The organism is Streptomyces lydicus (assembly GCF_001729485.1).
GTDB classification, from domain to species: Bacteria; Actinomycetota; Actinomycetes; order Streptomycetales; family Streptomycetaceae; genus Streptomyces; species Streptomyces lydicus_D.
Genome location: NZ_CP017157.1, coordinates 6446796 through 6471478, shown reverse-complemented (window position 1 = coordinate 6471478; position 24683 = coordinate 6446796). Strand labels below are relative to the sequence as shown.

19 protein-coding genes are annotated in these 24683 nt (G+C 72.0%); 15 read left to right on the top strand and 4 right to left on the bottom strand.

The features are described from left to right. Window positions 1-374: 374 nt before the first annotated feature. The 4 genes from SL103_RS27950 to SL103_RS27935 all read left to right on the top strand — a co-directional run bounded on the left by SL103_RS27950 (window position 375) and on the right by SL103_RS27935 (window position 6876). On the top strand, window positions 375-578 hold the full coding sequence (locus SL103_RS27950; RefSeq protein ID WP_033266895.1) for a hypothetical protein: 204 nt from the start codon (window positions 375-377) through the stop codon (window positions 576-578). A gap of 303 nt (window positions 579-881) precedes the next feature. Beyond that, a complete protein-coding gene (locus tag SL103_RS27945) occupies window positions 882-4589 on the top strand; it encodes an AAA family ATPase (RefSeq protein ID WP_069574183.1) in 3708 nt (1235 codons plus the stop codon). Between the two features lie 280 nt (window positions 4590-4869). Beyond that, window positions 4870-6285: a sugar porter family MFS transporter gene (locus tag SL103_RS27940; protein ID WP_069571683.1), complete on the top strand. Its 1416-nt coding sequence runs from the start codon at window positions 4870-4872 to the stop codon at window positions 6283-6285. A 195-nt stretch (window positions 6286-6480) separates the two neighbouring features. Then, entirely contained in the window at window positions 6481-6876 is a 396-nt protein-coding gene (locus SL103_RS27935; protein ID WP_079146021.1) for a cupin domain-containing protein, read from the top strand. A 7-nt stretch (window positions 6877-6883) separates the two neighbouring features. Here the strand turns inward: SL103_RS27935 and SL103_RS27930 are convergent, their stop codons facing one another. Together SL103_RS27930 and SL103_RS27925 are read right to left on the bottom strand one after the other, a co-directional pair. Further along, the gene (locus SL103_RS27930; RefSeq protein WP_069571682.1) at window positions 6884-7888 is read right to left on the bottom strand and encodes an LLM class flavin-dependent oxidoreductase; all 1005 of its coding nucleotides are present in this window, start codon (window positions 7886-7888) and stop codon (window positions 6884-6886) included. A gap of 111 nt (window positions 7889-7999) precedes the next feature. After that, window positions 8000-9481, bottom strand: coding sequence for a purine-cytosine permease family protein (locus tag SL103_RS27925; protein WP_069571681.1), 1482 nt, complete (start codon window positions 9479-9481; stop codon window positions 8000-8002). 310 nt (window positions 9482-9791) lie between these two features. On the opposite strand from SL103_RS27925, the gene ftsY reads away from it, so the two are divergent. Then, a complete protein-coding gene (ftsY, locus tag SL103_RS27920) occupies window positions 9792-11027 on the top strand; it encodes a signal recognition particle-docking protein FtsY (protein ID WP_069571680.1) in 1236 nt (411 codons plus the stop codon). Window positions 11028-11285: 258 nt separating this feature from the next. On the opposite strand, the gene SL103_RS27915 is transcribed toward ftsY, so the two are convergent. Then, on the bottom strand, window positions 11286-11954 hold the full coding sequence (locus SL103_RS27915; protein WP_069571679.1) for a bifunctional DNA primase/polymerase: 669 nt from the start codon (window positions 11952-11954) through the stop codon (window positions 11286-11288). A gap of 489 nt (window positions 11955-12443) precedes the next feature. On the opposite strand from SL103_RS27915, the gene nsdA reads away from it, so the two are divergent. From nsdA to ffh, 5 genes are all read left to right on the top strand, one after another. After that, the gene (nsdA, locus tag SL103_RS27910) at window positions 12444-13919 is read left to right on the top strand and encodes a transcriptional repressor NsdA (protein WP_069571678.1); all 1476 of its coding nucleotides are present in this window, start codon (window positions 12444-12446) and stop codon (window positions 13917-13919) included. Window positions 13920-14251: 332 nt separating this feature from the next. After that, window positions 14252-15592 (top strand): ammonium transporter, encoded by a 1341-nt coding sequence (locus SL103_RS27905; RefSeq protein WP_069571677.1) that lies wholly within the window; start codon window positions 14252-14254, stop codon window positions 15590-15592. Further along, complete coding sequence (locus tag SL103_RS27900; RefSeq protein ID WP_033266904.1) at window positions 15589-15927, top strand: P-II family nitrogen regulator; 339 nt, start codon at window positions 15589-15591, stop codon at window positions 15925-15927. The genes SL103_RS27905 and SL103_RS27900 overlap by 4 nt, the downstream gene beginning before the upstream one ends. 166 nt (window positions 15928-16093) lie before the next feature. Further along, window positions 16094-18583, top strand: coding sequence for a [protein-PII] uridylyltransferase (locus tag SL103_RS27895; RefSeq protein ID WP_069571676.1), 2490 nt, complete (start codon window positions 16094-16096; stop codon window positions 18581-18583). Between the two features lie 130 nt (window positions 18584-18713). After that, on the top strand, window positions 18714-20258 hold the full coding sequence (ffh, locus tag SL103_RS27890; RefSeq protein ID WP_069571675.1) for a signal recognition particle protein: 1545 nt from the start codon (window positions 18714-18716) through the stop codon (window positions 20256-20258). Window positions 20259-20341: 83 nt separating this feature from the next. Here ffh and SL103_RS27885 read toward each other — a convergent pair whose 3' ends face one another. Continuing rightward, window positions 20342-21196 carry a methyltransferase domain-containing protein gene (locus tag SL103_RS27885; protein WP_069571674.1) on the bottom strand — a complete coding sequence of 285 codons (855 nt, stop codon included), beginning with the start codon at window positions 21194-21196 and terminating at the stop codon, window positions 20342-20344. A gap of 543 nt (window positions 21197-21739) precedes the next feature. Here SL103_RS27885 and SL103_RS27880 point away from each other — a divergent pair. From SL103_RS27880 to trmD, 5 genes are all read left to right on the top strand, one after another. Continuing rightward, window positions 21740-22330 carry a hypothetical protein gene (locus SL103_RS27880; RefSeq protein WP_069571673.1) on the top strand — a complete coding sequence of 197 codons (591 nt, stop codon included), beginning with the start codon at window positions 21740-21742 and terminating at the stop codon, window positions 22328-22330. Between the two features lie 156 nt (window positions 22331-22486). Then, complete coding sequence (rpsP, locus tag SL103_RS27875) at window positions 22487-22927, top strand: 30S ribosomal protein S16 (protein WP_033266909.1); 441 nt, start codon at window positions 22487-22489, stop codon at window positions 22925-22927. Between the two features lie 2 nt (window positions 22928-22929). Next, complete coding sequence (locus SL103_RS27870) at window positions 22930-23169, top strand: RNA-binding protein (protein WP_033266910.1); 240 nt, start codon at window positions 22930-22932, stop codon at window positions 23167-23169. Window positions 23170-23253: 84 nt separating this feature from the next. Then, a complete protein-coding gene (rimM, locus tag SL103_RS27865) occupies window positions 23254-23799 on the top strand; it encodes a ribosome maturation factor RimM (RefSeq protein ID WP_069571672.1) in 546 nt (181 codons plus the stop codon). Further along, window positions 23799-24608: a tRNA (guanosine(37)-N1)-methyltransferase TrmD gene (gene trmD / locus SL103_RS27860; RefSeq protein WP_069571671.1), complete on the top strand. Its 810-nt coding sequence runs from the start codon at window positions 23799-23801 to the stop codon at window positions 24606-24608. The genes rimM and trmD overlap by 1 nt, the downstream gene beginning before the upstream one ends. The last annotated feature ends 75 nt before the right edge of the window (window positions 24609-24683 follow it).

Genomic DNA, 24683 nt, shown 5'->3' with positions numbered 1-24683 from the left:
CGCCGGAACCGTCCGTACGGGCGTTGACAGCGATCTTTCCGGTGTGCCTTTGTCAGCTGCTTACAGGAGATAAGCGCTGGTGGTTGCCAACTCGGCCGTCCCGTGCAAGGCTGCCGCTGTACGGATGATCTCCACGCCCCGCGGGACCTTTCTGGGGAGTCGGCGCAGCGCCCTCGCGGCCGCGCACTCTCAGGTGCCCGAGGATACGGGGTGTGATCGTGTTGACCGTCAAACCGTTTGGTGAGACTCTGGAATCCCCGCGCACCTTAGCTGTTTGGCATTGAGTACACCAGAGAATGACAAGCACCGCGGGTGCGAATCCCTCACGACCCACACCGCTTCGGTCGGTCACTCATTGTGGAGGACCATCCATCATGGCAAAGGCGCTTCTCGGTTACGTCGGCGGCTCCGACCCCCGAGTCCTCTCCGAGATGCGACGGCTTCAGCAGCGCGTCCAAGACCTTGAATCCGAACTCATTCGGATGCAGGCCGAAAACGACATGCTGTCGGCTGCCGCACGTCGCGACGAGTCGGTGCTCGACATCGACGTACCCCAGGCGGAGCCCGCGCTCACCTGACCCTCACCCCCGGGGCCGGTAGGGCTGCTCGCCAGCCGCTTGAGGCACCGCTTTCAAGATCTGCAAGGGACGCTTCGGCGTCCCTTCGTCGTTTCCGGGTTTCTGCGTCTGCCGGCTTTTCTTTCCCCACCGAACGGCCATCCGTGCGGTGCCGGCCCTCCCTTACCGCATGATGTGCCCTGCGCTTTCCTCGGTGAAACCGAAAATGAACGGCACGGTATACCCGGGGGCCGTACGGGGCGGGTCGCCGTACCCGGAATGTTGGGGTCGCTCGCCGAGGGGCGGCCGGTAGAGTCCAACGGCGTGCATCTCAAGAGTCTGACCCTGCGAGGCTTCAAGTCCTTCGCCTCCGCCACGACGCTGCGGTTCGAACCGGGCATCACCTGCGTCGTGGGTCCCAACGGATCCGGCAAGTCCAACGTCGTGGACGCACTGTCCTGGGTCATGGGTGAGCAGGGTGCCAAGTCGCTGCGCGGCGGGAAGATGGAGGACGTCATCTTCGCCGGGACGACCGGGCGGCCGCCGCTCGGCCGGGCCGAGGTCTCGCTCACCATCGACAACTCCGACGGTGCCCTGCCGATCGAGTACGCCGAAGTCACCATTACCCGGATCATGTTCCGGAACGGCGGCAGCGAATACCAGATCAACGGTGACACCTGCCGGCTGCTCGATATCCAGGAATTGCTGTCCGATTCCGGTATCGGCCGGGAGATGCACGTCATCGTCGGGCAGGGCCAGCTCGACTCCGTACTGCACGCCGACCCCATGGGCCGCCGGGCCTTCATCGAGGAGGCGGCCGGCGTCCTCAAGCACCGCAGGCGCAAGGAGAAGGCGCTGCGGAAGCTGGAGGCGATGAAGGCGAACCTCGCGCGGGTCCAGGACCTGACCGACGAGCTGCGGCGCCAGCTGAAGCCGCTGGGCCGGCAGGCCGCGGTGGCCCGGCGCGCCGCGGTGATCCAGGCTGATCTGCGCGACGCCCGGCTGCGGCTGCTCGCCGACGATCTCGTCACGCTGCGCGAGGCGCTGCGGGCGGAGATCGCGGACGAGGCGGCGCTCAAGGAGCGCAGGCAGGCCGCCGAGGACCGGCTGCGCACCGCCCAGCAGCGGGAGGCGGCGCTGGAGGAGGAGGTCCGTACCCTCTCTCCGCGGGTGCAGCGCGCGCAGCAGACCTGGTACGAGCTGTCGCAGCTCGCGGAGCGGGTGCGCGGCACGATCTCGCTGGCCGAGGCGCGGGTCAAGAGCGCCACGGCGGCCCCGCCCGAGGACCGGCAGGGGCGTGACCCCGACGACATGGAGCGGGAGGCGGCCCGGATCCGCGAGCAGGAGGCGGAGTTGACCGCAGCCCTGGAGGCGGCCAGCCGGGCGCTGGAGGACACCGTCGAACACCGGGCCGAACTGGAGCGGCAGTTGGCCGCCGAGGAACGCCGGCTGCGGGACGCCGCCCGGGCCATCGCCGACCGGCGCGAGGGCCTGGCCCGGCTGAGCGGGCAGGTCACCGCTGCCCGCGGCCGGGCCGCCTCCGCGCAGGCGGAGATCGGCCGGCTGGTCGAGGCCCGGGACGACGCCCGGCAGCGGGCGGCCGCCGCGCAGGAGGAGTACGAGCAGCTCAAGGCCGAGGTCGACGGGCTGGACGCGGACGACGAGGAGAGCGCGGCGGCCCACCGGGCGGCCCGCGAGGGGCTCGCGGAGGCGGAGGCCGCGCTGACCGCCGCCCGGGAGGCGCTCACCACGGCCGAGCGCAAGCGCGCCGCCACCGCCGCCCGGCACGACGCGCTGGCACTCGGGCTGCGCCGCAAGGACGGTACGGGCGCCCTGCTGGCCGCGGCCGAGCGGCTCAGCGGCGTGCTCGGCCCGGCAGCCGAGCTGCTGACCGTCACCCCCGGCTTCGAGATTCCGGTCGCGGCCGCCCTCGGCGCGGCCGCGGACGCCGTCGCGGTCACCGACCCGGCCACCGCCGCCGACGCCATCCGGCTGCTGCGCAAGCAGGACGCGGGGCGGGCGGCGATGGTGCTGGGGAGCGCCGGGAGCGCGACCGGGGCGACTGCTGTGGCCGCAGAGGCTGATGGCTCCAGTGGTGCCAGTGGTGCTGATGGTGTCGGAGGTGCTGATGGTGTTGGTGGTGTCAGTGGTGCGGGGGTTGCCGGCGGTGTGGTGGAGGCGGCGGGGTCGGGGGACGGGCCCCGTGTTCCCGGGCCGCGTTCCGCGCCGGTGCCGGCCGGTGAACTGGTCCGGGGGCCGGCGGAGTTGACGCCGGCGGTGGCCCGGCTGCTGCGGGACGTCGTGGTGGTCGGGACGCTGGAGGACGCCGAGGACCTGGTGGCCGCCCGTCCGGAGCTGCTGGCCGTGACCGGTGAGGGGGACCTGCTCGGGGCGCACTTCGCGCAGGGCGGCTCCGCCGGTGCGCCGAGCCTGCTGGAGGTGCAGGCGTCGGTCGACGAGGCGGCGGCCGAACTGGAGGAGCTGGCGGCACGCTGCGAGGAGCTGGCCGAGGCGCAGCGGACCGCGGCCGAGCGGCGTACGGAGTGTGCCGCGCTGGTCGAGGAGCTGGCCGAGCGGCGGCGGGCGGCGGACCGGGAGAAGTCGAAGGTCGCCGGCGACCTGGGGCGGCTCGGCGGGCAGGCGCGGGCGGCCGCGGGTGAGGCGGAGCGTTCCGCCGCGGCCGCCGCCCGGGCCGAGGAGGCGCTGGCGCGTGCCACCGAGGAGGCCGAGGAGCTGGCCGAGCGGCTGGTGGTGGCCGAGGAGGAGCCGGGCGTCGGGGACGAGGAGCCGGACACCTCCGTACGGGACCGGCTGGCGGCCGACGGGGCCAACGCCCGGCAGACCGAGATGGAGGCGCGGCTCCAGGCGCGTACGCACGAGGAGCGGGTGAAGGCGCTGGCCGGACGGGCGGATGCGCTGGACCGGGGAGCGCGCGCCGAGCGCGAGGCACGGGCGCGGGCAGAACGGCGGCGCGCCCGGCTGCGGCACGAGGCGGAGGTGGCCGGAGCGGTCGCCTCCGGGGCCCGGCAGCTGCTCGCGCACGTCGAGGTGTCGGTCGTACGGGCCGAGGAGGAGCGGGGCGCCGCGGAACGTGCCAAGGCCGAGCGGGAGCAGGCGCTGGGCGCCGAGCGCACCGCGGCCCGGGAGCTGAAGTCCGAACTGGACAAGCTGACCGACTCGGTGCACCGGGGCGAGGTGCTCGGCGCGGAGAAGCGCCTGCGGATCGAGCAGCTGGAGACCAAGGCGCTGGAGGAGCTGGGGGTGGAGCCGGCGGCGCTGGTCGCCGAGTACGGGCCCGACCAGCTCGTACCGCCGTCGCCGCCCGCCGAGGGGGAGGTGCTGCCCGAGGACCCGGACCACCCCCGGCACCAGCCGGTGCCCTACGTGCGGGCCGAGCAGGAGAAGCGGCTGAGGGCCGCCGAGCGGGCGTATCAGCAGCTCGGGAAGGTGAACCCGCTGGCGCTGGAGGAGTTCGCCGCGCTGGAGGAGCGCCATCAGTTCCTGAGCGAGCAGCTTGAAGACTTGAAGAAGACCCGTGCCGACCTGATGCAGGTGGTCAAGGAGGTCGACGAGCGGGTGGAACGGGTCTTCACCGAGGCGTACCACGACACCGCCCGGGAGTTCGAGGGCGTCTTCTCGCGGCTCTTCCCGGGCGGCGAGGGGCGGCTGGTGCTGACCGATCCGGACGACATGCTGGCGACCGGGGTGGACGTGGAGGCGCGCCCGCCGGGCAAGAAGGTCAAGCGGCTCTCGCTGCTGTCGGGCGGGGAGCGGTCGCTGACCGCGGTGGCGCTGCTGGTGTCGATCTTCAAGGCGCGGCCCAGCCCGTTCTACGTCATGGACGAGGTCGAGGCGGCGCTGGACGACACCAATCTGCAGCGGCTGATCCGGATCATGGAGGAGCTGCAGGAGAGCTCCCAGCTGATCGTGATCACGCACCAGAAGCGGACGATGGAGGTCGCGGACGCGCTCTACGGGGTATCGATGCAGGGTGACGGTGTGTCGAAGGTGATCAGCCAGCGGCTGCACTGATCCCGCCGGGCCGGCGCCGGGCGGGACCGCTCGCCGAGCCGCCGCTGACTGCGCCGGGTGTCCGACGAATCATCAGTTCGCTATCGCTTCACAACTTGAACAAAGAGGCGCATCGCCACTCGGGAAACAAATCCATCACGCGCTATTGACTTCGAAACTTGAAGGCATAGTCTCTGCAACGTCGCTTTTACCTTCAAGTGGTGGGTGCCCCCAACCTGTGCACCACTAGAAGGGCCAGCCCCCTACGCCCGGCAGCGCAGCCGGGCCACTGGAGTTCACGTTGACCAGCACCGCGCAGCCGACGGTCCCGGAAGGCCGCAAGGCCCATCCCGACCACCTCGGCCATGTCATCTTCATTACCGCGGCTGCCGCGATGGGCGGCTTTCTCTTCGGCTATGACAGCTCCGTCATCAACGGCGCAGTCGAGGCGATCCGCAGCCGTTACGAGGTCGGTTCCGCCGTCCTCGCGCAGGTGATCGCCATCGCGCTGATCGGCTGCGCCATCGGTGCCGCCACCGCCGGCCGGATCGCAGACCGCATAGGCCGCATCCGCGTGATGCAGATCGCCTCGGTGCTGTTCACCATCAGTGCCGTCGGCTCCGCCCTGCCGTTCGCCCTGTGGGATCTGGCCTTCTGGCGAATCGTCGGCGGTTTCGCGATCGGTATGGCCTCGGTCATCGGCCCCGCCTACATCGCCGAGGTGTCGCCGTCCGCCTACCGCGGCCGGCTCGGCTCCTTCCAGCAGGCCGCGATCGTCGTCGGCATCGCCATCTCCCAGCTCGTCAACTGGGGCATCCTCAACCTCGCCGACGGCCAGCAGCGCGGCAAGATCGGCGGCCTTGAGGCATGGCAGTGGATGCTCGGCGTGATGGTCATCCCGGCCGTGCTCTACGGTCTGCTCTCGTTCGCGATCCCCGAGTCGCCGCGCTTCCTGATCTCCATCGAGAAGGTTGACCGCGCCAAGGAGGTGCTCTCCGAGGTCGAGGGCCACTCGGTGGACCTGGACAAGCGGGTCGCCGAGATCCAGGACGCGATGCGCCGCGAGCACAAGCCGAGGTTCAAGGACCTGCTCGGCAAGGTGGGCTTCCTGCCGATCGTCTGGGTCGGCATTGGACTCTCGGTCTTCCAGCAGCTGGTCGGCATCAATGTCGCGTTCTACTACTCCTCGGCGCTGTGGCAGTCCGTCGGCATCGATCCCAGCAGCTCGTTCTTCTACAGCTTCACCACGTCGATCATCAACATCATCGGTACCGTCATCGCGATGATCTTCGTCGACAAGATCGGCCGCCGTCCGCTGGCGCTGATCGGTTCGGCCGGTATGGCCATCGCCCTGGCCCTGGAAGCCTGGGCCTTCTCCGCCAAGACCGCGGCCGGCACCCTGCCGTCGACCGAAGGCACCGTGGCCCTGATCGCCGCCCACGTCTTCGTGCTCTTCTTCGCCCTCTCCTGGGGCGTCGTGGTCTGGGTCTTCCTCGGCGAGATGTTCCCGAACCGGATCCGTGCCGCCGCGCTGGGCGTCGCCGCCTCCGCGCAGTGGATCGCCAACTGGGCCATCACGGCCAGCTTCCCGAGCCTGTCCGACTGGAACCTCTCGGGCACGTACGTGATCTACACATTCTTCGCCCTGCTCTCGATCCCCTTCGTGCTCAAGTTCGTGAAGGAGACGAAGGGCAAGGCGTTGGAGGAGATGGGCTAACCCCCCGCCAGTCCTTCTCCTCAGTACTGGGTACTGCCCCGGCTCGACCAGAGAGCCGGGGCAGTAGCTTTTTTCCGCGTCCTGCCGCGCATGCCGTGCCGCGCACGTCGTTCCCCGCCGCGCTGGCAGGAAAGTACCTCACGACGTCATTTCTGACACTGGGGGAGCGCGCCGCACCCGGGCCAGGGTGGAGGCATGAGCGAGACGAACACGACCGAGGACACCACCGGCGCCACGACCGGGGACACACCCGCGGGCGCCCCCGGGGTGGGCGGCACCCCCGGCTACGTATGGGCCGCGGTGGACGACGCCCCCGTCCGGGAGCTGTTCCCCGGCATCCGGAGCAGGCCGCTCTGGACGGGCGGGAACGGGGCCAAGGCCCAGGTCCTGGAGATGGACCCGGGCAGCCGCTGGGACGGCATCGATGTGCACCAGCCGGGGCCCGAGGAGGTGTTCGTGGTCTCCGGCACCTTCAACGACGGCGACCGCGACCACCCCGCCGGGACCTTCGTCCACGCCCCCGCCGGGTCCTGGCACGTACCGCAGTCGGCCACCGGCTGCCGCCTCTTCGTCTTCTACCCCGAAGGCTGAGACCGCGTCACCCCTGGAGCCGGGGCAGCACCCGCTCGGCGAACAGGTGCAGGGAGCGCCAGCCCTCGTCGACGGGCATCCCGCCGCACAGCGGATGCAGGATCAACGAGCCCTGCGGGCCGGCCTCCCGGGCCAGGCCCACGCACTCGTCGGGAGTGACGACGCGGTAGACGCCCTCCTCGCGCAGCGCCTCGGTGTCCTGGGCAGACGAACGCACCGCGGAGCGGACACCGGTGGACTGCCACGAGGCGTAGGTCCGCGCCTCGTACAGCAGATGGCCGCCGTACTCGGCCCAGGTCCGGTCCGGGTCCTCGGCGATGTGCAGCAGACAGGTCCGCTCGGGCGGCTGCATCACCCAGCCCTCGGTGCCGAACACGGCGCGCTGCTCGTGGTAGTACGCCTCCAGGCCGGGGAGGCGCGCACTGGGGAAGAAGGGGAGCCCCAGCCGGGCGGCGCGCCGGGCGGCGGCGCGGGAGCTGCCGCCGATCAGCAGCAGCGGGTGCGGCCGGGTGTACGGGCGCGGGGTGACCCGGACCGTGCGCCCCCGGTAGCGGAACGGCTCGCCGGTCCAGGCGGACAGCAGGGTTCCGAGGACCTCGTCCTGGAGGGCGCCGCGGCCCTGCCAGTCCGCGCCGTGCGCCGCGTACTCCTCGGGCCGGTAGCCGATGCCGGCCACGGTGACCAGCCGGCCGCCGCTGAGCAGGTCGAGCGAGGCGAGGTCCTCGGCCAGTCGCAGCGGGTCGTGCAGCGGGGTGATCAGGGCGGAGACGGTGACGCCGATGCGGCGGGTGGCACCGAAGACCGCGCCCGCGAAGGTGAGCGGCGAGGGCATCCAGCCGTTGGTGGTGGCGTGGTGCTCCTCGGTCTGGATCATGGTCAGGCCGCGGTCGTCGGCGAACGCCGCCATGTCGACGGCGGCCCGGTAGCGCGCGGAGAGCGCGTCGGGGGTGGGGGCCGGATCGACGAGGTTGAACCGTACGACCGTGACGGGCAGGGCGGGCAGCGCGGACATGGCAGACGTCCCCTTCGCCAGGGCGGATGGCGAAGGGGACGTTAGCTGACGCAGCGTCAGATCACTAGGGTGCGGACGCGGTGCGGGGCGCCGCGCGGCGGTGGCCCGCGGTCAGCCCACCTCGACCGGCTGCCGCGCCCCGGCCGGAGCCGAGGTCGCCGGGACGTTCTCCCGGGGCGCCGGAAGGACGGCGAAGACCGCCGCGGAGAGCGCGATGGTCGCCGCCCAGCCCAGGCCGTTCTCGCCGATCCAGGTGGTGGCCAGCGGGCCGGTGAACCACTGGACCTTGGTGAAGCACAGGCCCGCGACGAGCGCCACCGCCCAGGCGGTCATGGCCTGCCAGCAGAAGCCGCCGGTGTACCAGTAGCGGCTGGTGCGGCCGGTGTTCATCAGGCCGTCGGCGTCGTAGCGGACCGCCAGCTTGCGGCGGCGGACCATGTCGACGGCGTAGACGCCGATCCAGGCGGAGAAGGAGACCGCGAGCAGCGTCAGGAAGGCGATGAACTGGCCGATGAAGTCCTTGGCCACCAGCATCATGAACAGACCGCCGATCAGGCTGATCGCGGCGTTGATGCTGACCGCCAGGGCACGCGGCAGCTTGACGCCCATGGTCTGGGCGGTGAAGCCCGCGGAGTACATCGACAGGCTGTTGATCAGCATCATGCCGATGAGCGCGGTGATCAGGTAGGGGATCGCGATGGCGCGCGGCAGGACCTCGCCGAGGAACGACATCGGGTCGGTGTTCTGGTTGGCCAGTGACGGGCTGGAGACCGCCAGCACCCCGCCCATGAGCACCATCGGGATCAGCACCAGGGCCGCGCCGGAGACGGTCGTACCGACGATCTTCTTGCCGGAGGCGGAGTGCGGGAGGTACCGCGCGAAGTCCGGGCCGGTGGGGACCCAGCTGATGCCGCCGGCGGCGATGGTGCCGATTCCGGCGATCATCAGGGTCGCGCTGCCCGGCGACTTGTGGAGGATGTCGCTCCACGGCATCGTGACGATCAGGTGGACCAGAACGACCACGCTGATCGCGCTGAAGAGGTACGTGGAGTACTTGTTGCACAGGTTCAGCGCCTTGCGGCCCATGCCGCTCACCAGGAAGGTGCAGGCGACGAAGCCGAGCAGGGTGACCACGACCAGGACGTTGTTGGCCTTGATCCCGAAGACCAGGTGCAGCACGGTCAGGATGGCGTAGGCGCCGGTGACCGCGTTGATCGTCTCCCAGCCGAAGCGGGCGACCCAGAGGATCGCGCCCGGGAAGTAATTGCCGCGCACGCCGAAGGCGGCCCGGGAGAGCATCGCGCCCGGTGCACCGCCCCACTTGCCGGAGACCGACAGCAGGCCGACCATGCCGAAGGACACCGCGGAGGCAACGGCGGCCACCACCAGTACCTGCCAGAGGTTCAGGCCGTTGTTGATCACCAGCGAGGCCCCCATGGTGAGCAACAACACGCTGATGTTGGCGGCGACCCAGGTGGGGAGGAGTTCGCGGACCCGGCCCCGACGCTCGTGATCGGGGACCGGCTCGATGCCGCGGGTCTCCACGGCGCCTTCGGTTGCAGGGATGGACGTGGACGTGGTGCTGGTGCCCATGGTGCAGGTGTCTCCGTGCGGGATCTGGGGGGCACCCCCGGGGGGAAGGGGGCGGAGGCAGCGGCTGTGGTGCCTGGCCAGAAAGTGGTTGCCAGGACTCTACGCGCGTTGCGCGGCCGTCACCATCGTAGTTTGATCCAACTTCTGCCACTCTGCACCGTTGGATCCCTCAACGACCACGAGTGTCACCCAGATTCGTCGGAGCGTCCAGCGGGGCCGTCCCGAGGCCCTCGGAGCGGCCGGACCGCCGGCAGCCGGATTCGGCGCGTGCGGTCCCCGTGGAGAGGGCGTGGCTGATACTGGAGGGGTTATGGAATTCGTCATCCTTGCCGTAGTCATCGCCGTGGTCGTGCTCGGCGCGATCAGCGGGCTCGTCGTCAGTGGCCGCAAGAAGAAGCAGCTGCCGCCGTCCCCGCCGGCTGCCCCCGAGCCCTCCGTCACCGCGCCCCCCGCCGAACCGCATGTCGGCGAGGAGGCCGAGACCCCCAGCGACGAAGAACGTCGCACTATCGAGGAAGTCACCCTGCCGACCGCCGAGGCCCCCGAGGCCCCGGCACCGGCGGCCGAGCCCGAGGCGCCCGCCGCGCCCGAGGTGGCGGTCGAGGTCCCCGAGCCCACCGCCGGCCGGCTGGTGCGGCTGCGCGCACGGCTCTCCCGTTCCCAGAACACCCTGGGCAAGGGCCTGCTGACCCTGCTCTCCCGCGAACACCTCGACGAGGAGACCTGGGAGGAGATCGAGGACATCCTGCTCACCGCGGACGTCGGGGTCGCCCCCACCCAGGAGCTGGTCGACCGGCTGCGTGAGCGCGTCAAGGTCCTCGGCACCCGCACCCCCGACGACCTGCGCGATCTGCTCCGCGACGAGCTGCTCACCCTCATCGGCCCGGACCTTGACCGCACGGTCCACACCGCCAACGGCATCGGCAACGGCGGCGACGAGATCCCCGGCGTCGTGATGGTCGTCGGTGTCAACGGCACCGGCAAGACGACCACCACCGGCAAGCTCGCCCGGGTCCTGGTCGCCGACGGCAAGTCCGTGGTCCTCGGCGCCGCCGACACCTTCCGCGCCGCGGCCGCCGACCAGCTGCAGACCTGGGGCGAGCGGGTCGGCGCCCGTACGGTCCGCGGGCCCGAGGCCGGCGACCCGGCCTCCGTCGCCTACGACGCGGTGAAGGAAGGCATCGCCGAGGCCGCCGACGTCGTGCTGATCGACACCGCGGGCCGGCTGCACACCAAGACCGGCCTGATGGACGAGCTCGGCAAGGTCAAGCGGGTCGTCGAGAAGCACGGGCCGGTCGGCGAGGTGCTCCTCGTCCTGGACGCCACCACCGGCCAGAACGGCCTGGTGCAGGCCCGGGTCTTCGCCGAGGTCGTGGACATCACCGGTGTGGTGCTCACCAAGCTCGACGGCACCGCCAAGGGCGGCATCATCATCGCCGTCCAGCGTGAGCTCGGCGTCCCGGTCAAGCTCGTCGGCCTCGGCGAGGGCGCGGACGACCTGGCCCCGTTCGAGCCCAAGGCGTTCGTTGACGCGCTTATCGACTGACCGCCGGCAGGGTGACGACCCGCCCCGGCCGCTCCCGGCCCCCGGCCCGCACCTCGCGGGTACCGGGGGCCGACGTCGTCCCCGGCCCACGCGGCCCGCGCACCCGGCCCGCCGAGCCGGTGGGTACGGCGTCGAGAACACCGGCCACTCGGCGGACCGGGCCGCCCGGCCCGGCCCTGCGCATCCCGGCGCCGTCCCGCACCTGCCCGGCCTCGGCACGTGCGCGGTGGTCCGCCGGCGGTACGGCAGCGGCGCCGTTCAGCCGCACAGCCGGGCGCACACGTACGCCAGCGTGCCCACCACCAGCCGCGCCTGCGGCGGGCGGCCCGCCGTGTCCAGGGTGGGCGGCCGCAGCCAGCGCATGGGCCCGTGGCCGCCGTGGTCGGACGGCGGCGCGGTGATGTGGTCGCCGACGCCCAGGGGGCGCAGGTCCAGGGCGGCGTCGTCCCAGCCCATCCGGTAGAGCAGATCGGGGAGTTCGGCGGCCGCCCCGGGGGCGACGAAGAACTGCGCACGGCCGGTCGGGGTCGCGGCCACCGGGCCGAGCGGCAGACCCATCCGCTCCAGCCGTGCCAGCGCGTTGCGCCCGGCCGCCTCCGGGACGTCGAGGATGTCGAACGACCGGCCCACCGGGAGGAGCACCGCGGCGCCCGGGGTCTCCGCCCAGGTGGCCGCGGCCTTCTCCAGCGTGACGCCGGCCGCCAGCTCCTCGGCGAAGGCCAGCGGGTGGGCGCCGGGGGAGGGGCAGTCGGCGGCGCCGCACGAGCAGTCCGTACGGCCGCTGCCCGCCCGGACCGCACGGGCACCGGGAGCCACGTCCCAGCCCCACAGGCCGGTGTACTCCGCCACCGCCGTGACCTCGGTCGAGCGGGTGCGCCGCCGGGAGGCCGAACGCATCTCCCGGATGCCGCCGATCGTGAAGCCCATGCCCCCTCCAACGGGTGGTGCGTGCCAGTGGTTACGAGCCGGCGCGTTGACGGCGGGCGCCGTTCACGCTCCGTCGGCGGTGGGCGGGGCCGGTGGTGCGACGTGGGGTCACGGGTGGTGCGGTGACCGCCGCGAGCCCGTGCGCACTCCGATCCGCCCGGCCCTGCTCGACCTGTGTCAAGTCAATCGCGAGAGCTCGCCGAGGAGTTCATTCGAAGGGGTGGCGAATGGTGGCGTTTCCCCAATCGCCCTCGCGAGGGGCGTGATCGTAGGATTACTTTCGGTACACGAACCCCGGAGGGGCATCGTTCGCACGGGTATGCCGGTGGCAACGCACCGGTTGAGCACAGGCCAAAAGGTGTGCCCGGAATCCGTGATCGGGTAGATGTACCCCGGACAGGCGTCGCAACGAGCGGGAGCCTGCGGGTGGTTCGAGCGCAGCAGGCACCGGGCATCGAGCACCGAGGCAGCTATCGGGAGGGGCTTCCAGTGGGCGGCAACGGCGGCACCGGCGGCACCGACGCCGTCAAACAACCCAACGCGCAGCTGGGTTCCTGGTTCATGCGCAGCGGCTGGTCCAAGGGCGAGCTGGCCCGCCAGGTCAACCGCCGGGCACGCCAGATGGGCGCCCACCACATCAGCACCGACACCTCGCGGGTGCGCCGGTGGCTCGACGGTGAACAGCCGCGCGAGCCGATCCCGCGCATCCTGTCCGAGCTGTTCTCCGAGCGCTTCGGCTGCGTCGTCGGCATCGAGGAGCTGGGGCTGCGCTCCGCGCACCAGTCCCCGTCCGTCTCCGGTGTGGACCTGCCCTGGGCCGGCGCCCAAACGGTCGGCCTCATCAGCGAGTTCTCCCGCAGCGACCTGATGCTGGCCCGGCGCGGCTTCCTCGGCACCTCCCTCGCCCTCGCCGCCGGCCCCAGCCTCATCGAGCCGATGCAGCGCTGGCTGGTGCCGGTCCCGGCCGGTGCCGGCGGCCCGGAGGAGCCCGACCGCGCCAAGCGGCCGGCCCGGCTGTCCAAGCCGGAGCTGGACCTCCTGGAGGCGACCACCGTGATGTTCCGCCAGTGGGACGCGCAGTGCGGCGGCGGGCTGCGGCGCAAGGCGGTCGTCGGCCAGCTTCACGAGGTCACCGACCTCCTCCAGGAACCCCAGCCGGCGCCGGTCGCCAAGCGACTCTTCAAGGTCGCCGCCGAACTCGCCGAACTGGCCGGCTGGATGAGCTACGACATCGGGCTCCAGCCCACCGCGCAGAAGTACTTCGTGCTGGCGCTGCACGCCTCCAAGGAGGCCGGTGACCGGCCGCTGGGCTCGTACATCCTCTCCAGCATGAGCCGGCAGATGATCCACCTCGGGCGGCCCGACGACGCCCTGGAGCTGATCCACCTCGCCCAGTACGGCAGCCGGGAGACGGCCACCCCGCGCACCCAGGCGATGTTGTATGCGATGGAGGCCCGCGCCTACGCCGGGATGGGCCAGCCCAGCAAGGTCAAGCGGGCGGTCCGGATGGCCGAGGACACCTTCTCCGACGTCATGCCCGGCGAGCCCGAGCCGGACTGGATCCGCTTCTTCTCCGAGGCCGAGCTGAACGCCGAGAACGCCCACTCCTACCGCGACCTGGCCTATGTCGCCGGCCGCAGCCCCACCTACGCCTCGCTCGCCGAGCCCGTCATGACGCGCGCCGTCGAGCTGTTCGGCAAGGATCCCGAGCACCAGCGGTCGTACGCGCTCAACCTCATCGGCATGGCTACCGTGCGGCTGCTGCAGAAGGAGCCGGAAGCCTGTGCGGAGATGGCGCAACGGGCCATCCCGTTCGCCCGGCAGGTCCGCTCGGAGCGGGTCAACACCCGGCTGCGGAAGACCGTGGACACCGCCGCCCGGGAATTCGGCCACGTCGCCGAGGTCGTCCAGCTCAGCGACGAACTCGCCCGCCAGCTGCCGGAACACGCCGAGGCCGCCGTCTGACGGCGTCCCTTTCAGCCCCCGGCCGCGGCCACCGTCCCGTACAGCCCGACTCGGCTCCCCCCTGCCAGGTCACGCGGACGGCAGCCGCGGCCGGGCCCTCGTGTGCGCCCGCGCGCAGGTGGCCCGCCACCGGGGCGCAAGGTTTCGCTGGGTTGAACGGGTGAATCGTCGCTGATCACGGAGTTCATCGGGGCGTAACACAGAAGCCGCCTTCGTCACTGCGGTGAAACACCGACAAGGTTTGGCCGAAACCACCCTGCGACAACCTCATCGCGAAGTCGGCCCACGAGAAACACGCCCGCACGGGCCGCATCGACGACGAGGAGACGCCGATGCCCCCAGGCATCCTGACGCTAGCCGCAGACAAGGTGACACTGAGCCCGGCGAACACCGGGTTCATGCTGATCTGCTCCGCGCTGGTGATGGTCATGACACCCGGACTCGCCTTCTTCTACGGCGGCATGGTGCGGGTCAAGAGCGTGCTCAACATGCTGATGATGAGCTTCATCAGCCTGGGCATCGTGACCCTGCTCTGGGTCCTGTACGGCTTCGGACTCGCCTTCGGCACCGACAAGGGCCACTTCATCGGCTGGGACGGGCACTTCGCCGGCCTCAGCGGCATCGGGCTGACCCAGCTGTGGGGATCCACCACCATCCCGATCTACGTCTTCGCCGTCTTCCAGCTGATGTTCGCGATCATCACGCCCGCGCTGATCAGCGGTGCGCTCGCGGACCGCGTCAAATTCACCGCCTGGGCACTGTTCATCGCCCTGTGGGTCACCCTCGTCTACTTCCCGGTCGCCCACTGGGTGTGGGCCGACGGCGGCTGGCTGTTCAACCTGGGCGTCATCGACTTCGCCGGTGGCACCGCCGTGCACATCAACGCCGGTGCCGCGGCGCTCGGCGTGATCCTGGTCGTCGGCAAGCGCATCGGCTTCAAGAAGGACCCGATGCGGCCGCACAGCCTGCCCCTGGTCATGCTCGGCGCCGGCCTGCTGTGGTTCGGCTGGTTCGGCTTCAACGCCGGCTCCTGGCTCGGCAACGACGACGGCGTGGGCGCGGTCGCCTTCGTCAACACCCAGGTGGCCACCGCCGCCGCGATGCTCGGCTGGCTGGCGTACGAGAAGCTGCGGCACGGCTCGTTCACCACGCTCGGCGCGGCGTCCGGAGCGGTCGCCGGACTCGTCGCGATCACCCCCGCCTGCGGCGCGGTCAGCCCGCTGGGCGCCATCGCGGTCGGTGTCATCGCCGGTGTGCTGTGCGCGATGGCCGTCAACCTCAAGTACAAGCTCGGCTACGACGACTCCCTCGACGTCATCGGCGTCCACCTCGTCGGCGGTGTCGCCGGCTCCCTGCTGATCGGCCTGTTCGCCACCGGCGGCGTGCAGAGCAAGGCCAAGGGCCTGTTCTACGGCGGCGGCTTCGAACAGCTCGGCAAGCAGGCCGTCGGCGTGGTCTGCGTGCTGGTGTACTCGCTGGTGGTCTCCTATGTCCTTGCCAAGGTCATCGACCTGGTGATGGGCTTCCGGATCAGCGAGGACGAAGAGGTCTCCGGCATCGACCAGGCCGCGCACGCGGAGACCGCCTACGACTTCACCGGCGCGGGCGGCGGCAGCGCGGCCCGCAAGGGACCGACACTCGGCGAGGCCCTGACGAAGAAGGTGGACGCGTGAAGCTCATCACGGCAGTAATCAAGCCGCACCGGCTGGACGAGGTGAAGGACGCCCTGCAGGCGTTCGGGGTGCACGGCCTGACCGTCACCGAGGCCAGCGGCTACGGCCGGCAGCGCGGCCACACGGAGGTGTACCGCGGCGCCGAGTACACCGTCGACCTCGTACCGAAGATCCGGATCGAGGTGCTGGTCGAGGACGCGGACGCCGAGGAGCTGATGGACATCGTCGTCAAGGCGGCCCGCACCGGGAAGATCGGCGACGGGAAGGTGTGGAGCCTCCCCGTCGAGGACGCCGTACGCGTGCGGACCGGCGAGCGGGGACCGGACGCGCTGTAACCGGAACGGTCCGGCCCGGCGCCCGGCGGCCGTCCGCCGCCAGGCGCTGGGGCGGCGGACCCCTGAGGCCGGCCGGACCGGTCGGGGCACACGGGGTACGAGCCCCTACGGGGCCGCGGCCGGGCCAAGTGACCAACGGGGGACCCACGACCAAGGAGCGCGCGAGTTGACCGAGAGCGTCGAGCACACGGCAGGACCGGCCGGAGCGCCGCACCCCGGGAGCGAGCCCGCCCCGGGCGGCTACCCCGCGGCCCGGCTGCGGCTCCTCCAGGACAGCGCCCCCACCGGCCCCGACCGCCGCGCCGCCCTCGCCCGGCTGACCGACGACTGGCTGGCCGGCCTCCTCGACCGGCACGCCACCGCCCCCGGCCTGTCCGCCACCGCCCTGGTCGCCGTCGGCGGCTACGGCCGCGGCGAACTCTCCCCACGCAGCGACCTCGACCTGCTCCTGCTGCACGACGGACGCTCCGACCCCCGCGCCCTCGCCGCGCTGGCCGACCACCTCTGGTACCCCGTATGGGACCTCGGCCTGGCCCTCGACCACTCCGTACGCACCCCCGCCGAGGCCCGCAAGACCGCCCGCGAGGACCTCAAGGTGCAGCTGGGCCTGCTCGACGCCCGCCACCTGGCCGGCGACCCGGAGCTCAGCGCCGCGCTGCGCACCGCCGCGTACGCCGACTGGCGCGAAAGCGCCCCCAAGCGGCTGCCGGAACTGCACGCCCTGTGCCAGGAGCGCGCCGAGCGGCAGGGCGAACTGCAGTACCTCCTCGAACCGGACCTCAAGGAGGCCAGGGGCGGACTGCGGGACGCCACCGCACTGCGCGCCGTCGCCGCCTCCTGGCTCGCGGACGCCCCGCGCGGCGGACTCGAAGCCGCGCGCACCCTCCTGCTCGACACCCGCGACGCGCTGCACCTGACCACCGGGCGGGCCACCGACCGGCTCTCCCTCCAGGAGCAGGACCAGGTCGCCGAGGCCCTCGGCGTCCTGGACGCGGACACCCTGCTGCGCCAGACCTACGAAGCAGCCCGCACCATCTCCTACGCCGCCGACGTCACCTGGCGCGAGGTCGGCCGGGTGCTGCGCGCCCGCTCCGTCAGGCCCGTGCTGCGGGGACTGCTGACCGGCCGGACGGCGGGCAAGGGGGAGCGCTCACCGCTCGCCGAGGGCGTCGTCGAACTCGACGGCGAGGCGGTACTGGCCCGCACCGCGCGGCCCGAGCGCGACCCGGTGCTGCTGCTGCGCGCCGCGGCCGCCGCCGCGCAGGCCGGGCTGCCGCTGGCCACCCACGCCATCCGCCGCTGCGCCACCGCGACCGCCGGCCACCCGCTGCCCGTGCCCTGGCCCGCCGAGGCCCGCGAACAGCTGATCACCCTGCTGGGCGCGGGCCCGTACACGGTGCCCGTGTGGGAGGCCCTGGAGGCCGAGGGGATCATCACCCGGCTGCTGCCCGACTGGGAGCGGGTCCGCTGCCGCCCGCAGCGCAACCCCGTCCACACCTGGACGGTCGACCGCCACCTCGTCGAGACCGCCGTACGCGCCTCGACGCTGACCCGCCGGGTGCACCGCCCCGACCTGCTGCTGGTCGCCGCCCTGCTGCACGACATCGGCAAGGGCTGGCCCGGGGACCACTCGGTGGCCGGCGAGACCATCGCCGAGGACCTGGCCGCCCGGCTCGGCTTCGACGCCCGCGACACGACGGTCATCGCCACCCTCGTACGGCACCACCTGCTGCTCGTCGAGACCGCCACCCGGCGCGACCTGGACGACCCGGAGACCGTCGGCGCGGTCGCCGACGCCGTCGGCTCCACCGGCACCCTGGAACTGCTGCACGCCCTGACCGAGGCCGACGCGCTGGCCACCGGGCCCGCGGCCTGGAGCGCCTGGCGCGGCGGGCTCGTCGCCGACCTGGTCAAACGGGTCGCCGCGCGGCTCGCGGGGGAGCCCGAACCGGAAGGGCCGGACGCGGACGGGCCCACCGCGGAGCAGGAGCGGCTGGCGATCGAGGCCGGGCGCACCGGCGGCCCCGTCGTGGCCCTGCACACCCGCGCCGAGCCCACCGCGGAGAGCGCGGAGCAGCCGCCCGCCCAGCAGCCGGTCGGCGTCGAGCTGCTGATCGCCGTCCCCGACCAGCCCGGCGTGCTGCCCGCCGCGGCCGGGGTGCTCGCCCTGCACCGCCTGACCGTGCGCGCCGCCGACCTGCGGTTCCTCGACCCGATAAACGACGGCCCGGTCCTGCTGCTGAGCTGGCGGGTGGCCGCCGAGTACGGTTCGCTGCCGGAGGCCGACCGGCTCCGCGTCGACCTGGTCCGCGCACTGGAGGGCGCGCTCGACGTCCCGGGCCGGCTCGCCGAGCGCGAACGCGCCTACGCCCGCCGCTCGCGCGCCGTGCCCGCCCCGCCGCCCCGGGTCACCGTGGCCGGCGGCAGCTCGCGCACCGCGACCGTCATCGAGGTCCGCGCCCAGGACGCGCACGGCCTGCTGCACCGCATCGGCCGGGCCCTGGAGGGCGCCGGCGTCACCGTCCGCAGCGCGCACATCAGCACCCTGGGCGCCAATGCCGTGGACGCCTTCTACGTCACGGGGGAGGACGGGGCGCCGCTGGCGGACGCGGCCGCCCACGAGGTCGCGTCGGCGGTGGAGGCCGCGCTCCGGTAGCCGGCCCGCACCGGCCGCGGGTACCGGATCCGCAGGCCCCGTCCACAGGTCCGGGCCGGTTCGCTTGCCCGGCCGGATACCCTAGAACCCGACTGCACCCTGCCCCCGACCCCGAGGATCGACGACCGCCGTGTTCGATACGCTTTCCGACCGCTTGGCGAGTACTTTCAAAAACCTCCGGGGCAAGGGCCGCCTGAGCGAGGCGGACATCGACGCCACGGCGCGCGAGATCCGCATCGCGCTGCTCGAAGCAGACGTCGCCCTCCCCGTGGTCCGGGCCTTCATCAAGCAGGTCAAGGAGCGCGCCACCGGCGCCGAGGTCTCCCAGGCGCTGAACCCCGCCCAGCAGGTCATCAAGATCGTCAACGAGGAGCTCATCGGCATCCTCGGCGGCGAGACCCGCCGGCTGCGCTTCGCCAAGCAGCCGCCGACCGTGATCATGCTCGCGGGTCTCCAGGGCGCCGGTAAGACCACCCTCGCCGGAAAGCTCGGCCGCTGGCTCAAGAGCCAGGGCCACGCCCCGCTGCTGGTCGCCTGTGACCTCCAGCGCCCGAACGCCGTCAACCAGCTCCAGGTCGTCTCCGAGCGCGCCGGCGTCGCCTTCTACGGACCCGAGCCGGGCAACGGCGTCGGCGACCCGGTGCAGGTGGCCAAGGACTCGATCGAGCACGCGCGCACCAAGCAGCACGACGTCGTCATCGTCGACACCGCCGGCCGCCTCGGCATCGACGCCGAGATGATGCAGCAGGCCGCGGACATCCGCGACGCGGTCAGCCCCGACGAGGTCCTCTTCGTCGTCGACGCGATGATCGGTCAGGACGCGGTCAACACCGCCGAGGCGTTCCGCGACGGCGTCGGCTTCGACGGGGTCGTCCTGTCCAAGCTGGACGGCGACGCCCGAGGCGGTGCCGCGCTCTCCGTGGCGCACGTCACCGGCAAGCAGATCATGTTCGCCTCCAACGGCGAGAAGCTGGACGACTTCGACGCGTTCCACCCGGACCGCATGGCGTCCCGCATCCTCGGCATGGGCGACATGCTCAGCCTGATCGAGAAGGCCGAGCAGACCTTCAGCCAGGCCGAGGCCGAGAAGATGGCGGCCAAGCTGGCGAAGGGCCCCAAGGAGTTCACCCTCGACGACTTCCTGGCCCAGATGGAGCAGGTCCGCAAGATGGGCTCCATCTCCAAGCTGCTCGGCATGCTGCCCGGCATGGGGCAGATGAAGGACCAGATCAACAACCTCGACGAGCGCGAGGTGGACCGCACCGCCGCCATCATCAAGTCGATGACCCCGGCCGAGCGCGCCGAGCCGACGATCATCAACGGCTCCCGACGGGCCCGTATCGCCAGGGGTTCCGGCGTCGACGTCAGCATGGTCAAGAGCCTCGTCGAGCGGTTCTTCGAGGCCCGCAAGATGATGTCGAAGATGGCCCAGGGCGGTATGCCCGGCATGCCCGGGATGCCTGGCATGGGCGGCGGCCCCCGCAAGAAGAAGCAGGTCAAGCAGGCCAAGGGCAAGCGCAAGAGCGGCAACCCGATGAAGCGCAAGGCGGAGGAGGAGGCCGCGGCCGCCCGCCGCGAGGCCGCCCAGGCCGGCAACCCGCTGGGGCTGCCGCAGGGCGACCAGGCCCCGCAGAACTTCGAACTCCCGGAGGAGTTCAAGAAGTTCATGGGCTGACCCGCCACGCGGACCCGCAATGCCCGGACCCCCGGCCACACCCTCCGTGGCCGGGGGTCCGGGCATTGCGGTTCCGTGCGCCGCTACCGCGTCCGCGCGATCAGATACCGGAAGACATTCGCCATCCAGACCGTCCCGTCCGCCTGCTGGTACGGATGCAGCGCCTCGGCCAGCTCCTTCTCCACCTGACGCTGCTCGGCCGCCTCCAGCGCCGCGTCGAACAGCCCCGTCGACAGCAGCCCGCGCACCGCGCTCGCCATGTCGGCGTACCCGAACGGGCAGGACACCCGCCCCGACCCGTCCGGCCGCAGCCCGGCCCGCGCCGCCAGTTCCTCCAGGTCGTCCCGGTCGCTGAGCCGCCACCCGGCGAAACCCCTCGACGGCTCGGCCAGCCGCCGCGCCACCTGCAGCACCCCGGCCGTCGCGCACCGCTCCACCGGGCCCCAGCCGCCCAGCACCACCGCGCTGCCGCGCTCCGCGAGCCCCACCGCCGTGGCCAGCGACGCCGTCAGCCCCTCGACACTGCTCACACAGCCCACCGGGTGGAAGGCCGTGACCACGTTGAAGGCGGCCTCCCCGGACGCCGCGGCCTCCAGCCCGCCGCTGACCACGCGGGTGTGCTCGGGCATCCCGTCCGGCGTGAGCCGCTCGCGCGCCAGCTCCAGCCGGGACTCGTCGGCATCGACGCCGCTGACCTGCGCCCCGCGCGCCGCGGCGAGCAGCAGCGCCAGGCCCGAGCCGCAGCCGAGCCCCAGCAGCCGGGTGCCGGGGCCGACCCCCAGCCGGTCGTACGCGGCTTCGTAGAGCGGTACCAGCATCCGCTCCTGGATCTCGGCCCAGTCACGGGTGCGGGCCCGCGACCCGGGCGGCGCGGGCGGACGGTCGCAATGCATGGGTCCGGAGTTCGGAAGCTGGTGCCGCACGAGCGTGGGTGACATCGATAGCGCCCCTATTCGCCGAAAACCGAAGCTGTTCCGTACCGATCGCCCCCGTTGTTCGCGCCGTGTGCGCCCCCGAATCCAGACAACTGCGCATCCGTCCGGGCGTCCAGAGGGTGCGCCGGGGTTGTCTCCCGCGCGCCCCCGTATGCGCCGGGCCCGCTCCCTGGAGCGCCGTTCCAGGGTGCCCCGGCCGGTGCGGTTCCGCCACGCCAACGCACGCCGTCCGGACACTCCGCGCGCCCCCGGCCCCGCCTTCGGCGGCCTCGTCCGACGGGCCTACGGTGGAGACGGGCCGGTGCCGGCGGGCACAGCTTCCCGCCGTACCATCGCCGCGGTGATCGCCGGAGCGGCATACGACCGGCTACGCCATGCGGCGTACGCGGGGATACGCACCGGCTTGCGGGCACATGAGCGTCTTCTGCACAGATCGACGCACCCGGCCCTAGGCACGGCCCATGACCAGAAACTGACTGGTACGTGCAAATTATTTGGGATGGCCCGGAATCGGAACACTGGGCGACCCCGGCTCGTTGTCACGACGTGAGCACGACACCGCCTGTCCTCGCCGCCGAGCTGGCGCTCGCCTGGGCCGATATTCAACGGCACCACCCCGAGCTGCCGGACCTGGCCGCGCCCGAGTCCCTGATCGGAGAGTCCTCGTCCGCCTGTGGCGCCGAGCTCTCCTTCGAACGGCTGCTCCACGAGGCAGTCCACGGCATCGCCGCCGCCCGCGGCATCCGCGACACCTCCAGGGCTGGCCGCTACCACAACCGCAGGTTCCTGACGATCGCCGAGGAGCTGGGCCTGGACCACGCCGACGAGCCGCACCCCAGCAGCGGCTTCTCGCTGGTCACCCTCAACCCCGAGGCCAGAAGGCGCTACCGCCCCACCATCGAGCGCCTCGCCAGAGCCCTCAAGGCGCACACCGCCGCGACCGCCACCGACACCGCCCGCAGCTTCCGGGGCCCGGCCGCCCGGCACGGCTCCTCCGGAGGCGGCGTCCGCGTCAAGGCCGTCTGCGACTGCGGACGCAACGTCCGCGTCGTGCCGTCGGTCCTCGCCCAGGCGCCGATCGTCTGCGGCGGGTGCGGCAAGCCCTTCCGGATCCCCGAGGTGGCCGCGGTCGGCTGACCCGAGGGCGTGTGGCACAATGGCTAGCTGTACTCGACAGTCGCACAGGACCCCTCTCTCCTCCGGCTGACGCGTCCATCGGGCACCCGAGTACCGCAAACCCCACGTGGCATCTCGTTGTGCCCAACCACGTCAAGACCAGGAGACACCACTCCCGTGGCAGTCAAGATCAAGCTGAAGCGTCTGGGCAAGATCCGTGCGCCTCACTACCGCATCGTCGTCGCCGACTCCCGCACCCGCCGTGACGGCCGGGCCATCGAGGAGATCGGCCTGTACCACCCGGTGCAGAACCCCTCGCGCATCGAGGTCGACTCCGAGCGTGCCCAGTACTGGCTGAGCGTCGGCGCGCAGCCGACCGAGCCCGTCATGGCCATCCTCAAGGTCACCGGTGACTGGCAGAAGTTCAAGGGTCTGCCCGCCCCGGCGCCCATGAAGGTCGCCGAGCCGAAGGCCGACAAGCGCGCCCTCTTCGAGGCCGCCGCCAAGGCTTCCGGTGACGAGCCGAAGGGTGAGGCCATCACCCCGAAGGCGAAGAAGGCCGACAAGAAGGCGGACGAGGCTGCGGCCGAGTCCACCTCTGAGTCGACCGAGGCCTGAGCATGCTCGAGGAAGCCCTCGAGCACCTCGTCAAGGGCATCGTCGACAACCCCGATGACGTGCAGGTGGCTTCGCGCACCCTGCGCCGCGGACGGGTGCTGGAGGTCCGGGTCCACCCCGACGACCTCGGCAAGGTGATCGGCCGCAACGGCCGCACCGCCCGCGCGCTGCGGACCGTCGTCGGCGCCATCGGTGGCCGTGGCATCCGCGTCGACCTCGTCGACGTGGACCAGGTCCACTGACAAGTTGAACACCGGCTCGGGCCGGGGAGGGCTTTCGAGCCGTCCCCGGCCCGTTGCCGTGGACCGCACAGAAGGAATTGCGCAGTGCAGCTGGTAGTTGCCCGAATCGGTCGCGCCCACGGCATCAAGGGCGAGGTCACCGTAGAGGTCCGCACCGACGAGCCCGAACTGCGGCTCGCCCCGGGAGCCGTCCTCGCCACCGAACCCTCCTCCGTCGGGCCGCTGACCATCACGACCGGCCGGGTGCACAGCGGCAGGCTGCTGCTGCGCTTCGAGGGCGTCGGCGACCGCACGGCCGCCGAGGCGCTGCGCAACACCCTGCTGATCGCGGAGGTCGACCCCGAGGAGGTCCCCGAGGACCCCGAGGAGTTCTACGACCACCAGCTGATCGACCTCGACGTCGTCACCCGCGACGGCACCGCCGTCGGCCGGATCCGCGAGATCTCCCACCTGCCGTACCAGGACCTGCTGATCGTCGAGCGGCCCGACGGCAGCGAGGTGATGATCCCGTTCGTCGCCGAGATCGTTCCGGAGATCGACCTGGAGGAGCAGCGCGCGGTCATCGAGCCGCCGCCCGGTCTCCTCGACGAGAGCCAGGCCGAGATCGCCTCCAGCCGCGAGGACAGCTGATGCGGCTCGACATCGTCACGATCTTCCCCGAGTACCTCGAACCGCTGAACGTCTCCCTCGTCGGCAAGGCCCGGGCCCGCGGACAGCTCGACGTACGCATCCACGACCTGCGGCAGTGGGCCCACGACAAGCACAACACCGTCGACGACACCCCCTACGGCGGCGGCCCCGGCATGGTCATGAAGCCCGAGCCCTGGGGCGAGGCGCTCGATTCCGTGCTGGCCTCCGGCGAGGGCGAACCGGTCGTCGTCGTCCCCACCCCCAGCGGCGAGCCGTTCACCCAGCAGCTCGCCGTGGAACTCTCCGCCAAGCCCTGGCTGGTGTTCACCCCGGCCCGCTACGAGGGCATCGACCGCCGCGTCATCGAGGAGTACGGCGACCGCCTCGACGTCCGCGAGGTCTCCATCGGCGACTACGTCCTGGCCGGCGGCGAGGCCCCGGTACTGGTCATGGTCGAGGCCGTGGCCCGGCTGCTGCCCGGCGTCCTCGGCAACGCCGCCTCCCACCAGGACGACTCCTTCGCACCCGGCGCGATGGCCGACCTCCTGGAGGGCCCCGTCTACACCAAGCCCCCGGAGTGGCGCGGCCGAACGATCCCGGAGGTGCTGGTCAGCGGCCACCACGGCAAGATCGCCCGCTGGCGCCGCGACGAGGCGTTCCGCCGTACCGACCGCAACCGGCCCGATCTGATCGAGCGGGCCGACCCCGCCGCGTTCGACAAACACGACCGCGCGATGCTCGCGGCGCTGGGCTGGTCACAGCGCGAGGACGGCCGATTTGGGCGTACGAGCGAGGCCGTGGAAGAATAGGCCGCTGTTGTCTGCGTCCGGCGTGCGCCCCTGCCACAGGGGGAACGACGCCCGCCCGACGAGGCGGCACCCGAA

Coding starts and splice junctions, on each gene's coding strand:
- SL103_RS27950 (WP_033266895.1), top strand. CDS start 375: ATGGCAAAGGCGCTTCTCGGTTACGTCGGCGGCTCCGACCCCCGAGTC.
- SL103_RS27935 (WP_079146021.1), top strand. CDS start 6,481: ATGAGCGAGACGAACACGACCGAGGACACCACCGGCGCCACGACCGGG.
- SL103_RS27930 (WP_069571682.1), bottom strand. CDS start 7,888: ATGTCCGCGCTGCCCGCCCTGCCCGTCACGGTCGTACGGTTCAACCTC.
- SL103_RS27925 (WP_069571681.1), bottom strand. CDS start 9,481: ATGGGCACCAGCACCACGTCCACGTCCATCCCTGCAACCGAAGGCGCC.
- ftsY (WP_069571680.1), top strand. CDS start 9,792: ATGGAATTCGTCATCCTTGCCGTAGTCATCGCCGTGGTCGTGCTCGGC.
- SL103_RS27915 (WP_069571679.1), bottom strand. CDS start 11,954: ATGGGCTTCACGATCGGCGGCATCCGGGAGATGCGTTCGGCCTCCCGG.
- SL103_RS27905 (WP_069571677.1), top strand. CDS start 14,252: ATGCCCCCAGGCATCCTGACGCTAGCCGCAGACAAGGTGACACTGAGC.
- SL103_RS27885 (WP_069571674.1), bottom strand. CDS start 21,196: ATGTCACCCACGCTCGTGCGGCACCAGCTTCCGAACTCCGGACCCATG.
- SL103_RS27870 (WP_033266910.1), top strand. CDS start 22,930: ATGCTCGAGGAAGCCCTCGAGCACCTCGTCAAGGGCATCGTCGACAAC.
- trmD (WP_069571671.1), top strand. CDS start 23,799: ATGCGGCTCGACATCGTCACGATCTTCCCCGAGTACCTCGAACCGCTG.